This window comes from Streptomyces sp. NPDC056160 (genome assembly GCF_042268205.1).
Taxonomy (GTDB): Bacteria; Actinomycetota; Actinomycetes; order Streptomycetales; family Streptomycetaceae; genus Streptomyces.
The window spans coordinates 1-4,698 of sequence record NZ_JBHJUW010000274.1 but is presented as its reverse complement, the minus strand read 5'-3'; the positions used below and the strand labels follow the sequence as shown (position 1 = coordinate 4,698).

General features: G+C 71.4%; 3 protein-coding genes. All 3 read right to left on the bottom strand.

The features are described from left to right. Window positions 1-48: 48 nt before the first annotated feature. On the bottom strand, window positions 49-1,461 hold the full coding sequence (locus ACFC02_RS41715; protein ID WP_376368109.1) for a nucleobase:cation symporter-2 family protein: 1,413 nt from the start codon (window positions 1,459-1,461) through the stop codon (window positions 49-51). 328 nt (window positions 1,462-1,789) lie between these two features. Further along, window positions 1,790-3,175 (bottom strand): 8-oxoguanine deaminase, encoded by a 1,386-nt coding sequence (locus ACFC02_RS41710; protein WP_376368107.1) that lies wholly within the window; start codon window positions 3,173-3,175, stop codon window positions 1,790-1,792. Window positions 3,176-3,242: 67 nt separating this feature from the next. Beyond that, entirely contained in the window at window positions 3,243-4,652 is a 1,410-nt protein-coding gene (locus ACFC02_RS41705; protein ID WP_376368105.1) for a nucleobase:cation symporter-2 family protein, read from the bottom strand. Between the last annotated feature and the right edge of the window lie 46 nt (window positions 4,653-4,698).

Sequence of the window (4,698 nt, the reverse complement as noted above, 5' to 3'; positions counted from 1 at the left end):
GGACACGGCACCTGCCGTGTCCTGCCCCTGCGAGGCGAGACGGTGCCGTCAGTGCGCGCCGGCCGGCTGGGCCGCCTCCGCGAGGTCCGTGCCCGCCTCCATCGGGTGCGTGACGTCCTCCGCGTCGCGGCCCTTGCCGATGTGGTTGAAGAGGACGTTGAGCAGGACGGCCACGACGCAGCCGGTGGAGATGCCCGAGTCGAGGACGATGCGGGCGGTCTCCGGGAAGGCGTGGTAGAACTCCGGCGCCGTGATCGGGATGATGCCGGCGGCCAGCGACACGGCGACGATCAGGACGTTGTTGTCCTTGTCGAGACCGGCCCGCACCAGGGTCTGGATGCCGCTCGCGGCGACCGAGCCGAACAGCACCACGCCCGCGCCGCCGAGCACCGGGCGCGGCACGACGGCGATGAGGGAGGCGGCCATCGGGCACAGGCCCATCAGGACCAGGAAGCCGCCGCCGACGGCGACCACGTAGCGGCTGCGGATGCGGGTCATGGCGACCAGGCCGATGTTCTGCGCGAAGGCGCTGCACATGAAGCCGTTGAACAGGGGGCTGAGGGCGGAGCCGAGGGTGTCGGCGCGCAGGCCCGCGGCGATGGTCTTCTCGTCGGCCGGGCGTTCGACGATCTCACCGAGGGCGAGCATGTCGGCGGTGGACTCGGTCATGCAGACCACCATCACCACGCACATCGACAGGATCGCGGCGACCTGGAACTGCGGGGCGCCGAAGTGGAAGGGGGTGGGGAAGCCGACGATCTGGGCGTCGGCGACCGGGCTGAAGTCCGTCGCGCCGAACGGTACGGCTATGACCGTGCCCGCTATCAGGCCGATCAGGACGGCGATCTGTTTGACGAAGCCGCGGGTGAAGCGGCGCAGCAGCAGGACGATGAGGAGGGTGATGCCGGCCAGGGCCAGGTTGGTCGTCGAACCGTAGTCGTGGGCGGCCGGATTCGGGCCCTGGGCCCAGCCGAAGGCGACGGGCAGCAGGGAGACGCCGATGAGGGTGATCACGCTGCCGGTGACGACCGGCGGGAAGAAGCGGATGCCCTTGCAGAACAGGGGTGCGAACAGGAAGCCGAGGAGTCCGGCGACGATGACCGCGCCGAAGATGATCGGCAGCGCGTCGGACTTGTCCTTGGTGGAGGCGACGATCGCGGTCATCGGGGCGACACCGCCGAAGGTGACGCCGTTGACGAAGGGCAGCCGGGCGCCGATCTTCCAGATGCCGAGGGTCTGCAGGAAGGTGGCGAGGCCCGCGGTGAACAGGCAGGCGCCGGTGAGGAAGGTGAGGTCGGTGGCGGAGAGGCCGATGGCCCCGCCGACGATCAGGGGTGGGGCGACGACACCGGCGTACATGGCGGCCACGTGCTGCAGGCCGGTGGTCGCCATCTTCAGGGCGGGGAGTTTCTCGTCGACTGGGTGGACGAGTGTCTCGTCCTCGACGGTCTGTGCGGTCACGGCGGCTCCTCCGGTCGGTTTTCACGTCGGCTCTGACGTGGGTGTCAAGGAGGTGGTGCGTGGTGCTGTGGTCGTGCGGGACCGTGGGCGGGCCGCTGGGGGCCCTGGGGAGGGCCTGGTCGTCGAGCCCTGGGGCGGCCCCTCGTCGGGGCCTGGGGCGAACGGAGACCGTTCCGGGGCGTGCGCGTCCACGCACGCCCCGGAGCCGGCCGCCGCGGACCCCGCTCGGGTCCACGGCTACCGGCCGGGAGCCGTCCCTCCCGGCCGGAGTTCTTCCTGGTCCAGCGCCCTGTGCGGTGATGGGGTCGGCGCTGGGCAGGTGATCGGGTCAGCGCTGGGCGGCGATCCGGGCCAGGCGCTGTGCCTCCGCACGGGTGGCGTGGGCGATGGCGTCCTCGTCGGCGTGCAGCAGGCGGCCGTCCTCGACGATCTGCCGGCCGTTCACGAACGACGCCGTGACCGGTGCCGCGGCGCCGAACACCAGCGCGGTCACAGGGTCGGCGATGGAGGCGTGGGCCAGCGTGTCCAGCTTCCACAGCACGAGGTCGGCGAGCTTGCCGGCCTCCAGCGAACCGGTCTGCTCGGCCCGGCCCAGCACCTGGGCGCCGCCGTAGGTACCCAGGCGCAACGCCTGGCGGGCGTTGAGGGCCGCCTCGCGGTGCGCGCCGAGGCGGTTGATCAGGAGGGCGTTGCGCAGTTCGGTGTGGAGTTCGCCGGACTCGTTGGAGGCGGTGCCGTCGACGCCGAGGCCGACCGGGACGCCGGCCTTGAGCATGTCGGGGACGCGGGCGATGCCGGCGGCGAGGCGGGCGTTGGAGGACGGGCAGTGCGCGACGCCGGTCTTCGTGCGGCCGAAGGCGGCGATGTCGGAGTCGGTCATGTGGACGCAGTGCGCCATCCACACGTCCTCGCCCAGCCAGCCCGTCGACTCGAAGTAGTCGGTGGGGCCCATGCCGAACAGCTCGTGGCAGAACTTCTCCTCCTCCACGGTCTCCGAGCCGTGGGTGTGCAGGCGCACGCCGAGCCGGCGGGCCAGTTCGGCGCCCTGGCGCATCAGTTCGGTGGAGACGGAGAAGGGCGAGCAGGGGGCCACGGCCACCTGGGTCATCGCGTCGAAGGAGGCGTCGTGGTGCTTCTTGACGGTCTCCTCGGTGGCGGCGAGGGCGCCTTCCAGGGTCTCGACGGCGAAGTCGGGCGGCAGGCCGCCGTCCTTCTCGCTGCGGTCCATCGAGCCGCGGGCCAGCGTGAAGCGGACGCCCATCTCGGAGGCGGCCCGGATGATCGCGCCGGACAGGTCACCGGAGCCCTGCGGGTAGACGTAGTGGTGGTCCATGGCGGTGGTGACGCCGCCGCGGGCCATCATGGCGAGGGACCCCTGGGCCGCGGCGTACGCCATCTCCTCGTCGATGCGCGCCCAGGTGGGGTAGAGCGCGACGAGCCAGTTGAACAGGTTGTGGTCGGTGGCCAGGCCCCGGGTGATCCACTGGTAGAAGTGGTGGTGGGTGTTGACCAGGCCGGGCGTGACCAGGTGGCCGCGCGCGTCGATGCGGCGTACGACGTTCTCCAGGCCGGTGGGGGCCTGGCCGGCGCCGACCGACTCGATCCTGTTGCCGGCGATGACGAGGTGTCCCGACGCGTACTCGGTGTCGTCCCTGTCGACGGTCGCGATCGCGCAGTTCTCGATGACGATGCGCTGGGCTGCCGATGGTGCCATGGCGCTTCCTTGTCTTTCAGTGGCGGCCCGTGGGCGGGGTGGCCCACGGGAAGGGCACGGCAGGACCCTAGGACGATTTGAGTGCCGGAGCCGTGCGGCCCCGGGTGCCGAGATGGTGGAAGAACAGGTTGAGCAGGACCGCGACGATCGCACCGGCGCTGATCCCGGAACCGAGGACGGTCTGCGCCCAGGCGGGGAATTCGGCGTAGAAGGTGGGCGCGGCGAGCGGGATGATGCCGGCGCCGAGCGCGACGGCCACCAGGATGATGTTGGAGCTGTCGTCGAGTCCGGCCTCGGAGAGCGTACGGATGCCGCTGACCGCGATCGAGCCGAACAGGACGATGCCCGCGCCGCCGAGGACCGGCATGGGGACCAGGGAGACGACCGCGCCGAGCACCGGGAAGGCACCGAGGACGAGCAGGGCGCCGCCGGCGACGGCGACGACGTAGCGGCTGCGGACCCGGGTCAGCGAGACGACGCCGACGTTCTGCGCGAAGGCGGAGGTGGGGAAGCCGCCGAAGACGGGGCCGACCAGGGTGGCGATGCCGTCGGTGCGCAGGCCGCGGGTGATGGTGCGGGCGTCGGCGCGGCGGTCGCAGATCTCGCCGAGGGCGAGCATGCCGGCGCTGGACTCGGTCATCAGGACCAGCATCACGATGCACAGCGACAGGATGGCCGCCGGCTGGAAGACGGGGGCGCCGAAGGCGAACGGGGTGGGCAGGGCGGCGAGAGGGGCCGACTTGATGCCGCTGAAGTCGGCCATGCCGAACGGGACGGCGGCCAGGGTGCCGACCAGCAGCCCGAAGAGCAGGGCGACCTGCTTGACGAAGCCTTTGCCGAAGCGCTGGATCAGCAGGATGACGACGAGGGTGAACGCGGCGAGCGCGAGGTTCTTCATGGCGCCGAAGTCGGCGGCACTCTTGTCGCCGCCCTGGGCCCAGCCGACGGGCACGGGCATCAGCGTGACGCCGATGAGCGTGATCACCACGCCGGTGACCAGCGGCGGGAAGAACCGGAGCAGCCGGCCGAAGAACGGTCCGACGGCCAGGCAGAACACGCCCGCGACCATCACCGCGCCGTAGATGGCGGGGAGTTGGTGGCCCTTGGAGTTGGTCTCGGCGATGGCGAGGATGGGCGCGATGCCGGCCGAGGAGGCGGCGTTCACGAACGGCAGGCGGTTGCCGACGACACCCTTGACGCCGATGGTCTGCAGGATGGTCGCCACGCCGGCGATGAGCAGCGAGGCGGCGATCAGCCGGGTGCGGGCCGCGATGTCGAGTCCGCAGGCCTGGCCGATGATGAGCGGAGGAGTGACAACGCCCGCGTACATCGCGGCGATGTGCTGGAGAGCGGCGGGGACGAGCCGCGAGGGGTGGAGCTTCTCGTCCACCGGGTGCACGGACGTGACGGCGTCCTCGGTGTGCACCGGCGGGGTGGAACAGGAGCCTTTCGCCGGCTCCGTTGCAGGCTGTGCCATGGTGTTCCCTCCGGTGTGGCGCGCCACCGGCCCCGGTGGCCGGGGC

Excerpts from the sequence above, each read along its gene's own strand:
- ACFC02_RS41710 (WP_376368107.1), bottom strand. The coding sequence starts at position 3,175 with ATGGCACCATCGGCAGCCCAGCGCATCGTCATCGAGAACTGCGCGATC.
- ACFC02_RS41705 (WP_376368105.1), bottom strand. The coding sequence starts at position 4,652 with ATGGCACAGCCTGCAACGGAGCCGGCGAAAGGCTCCTGTTCCACCCCG.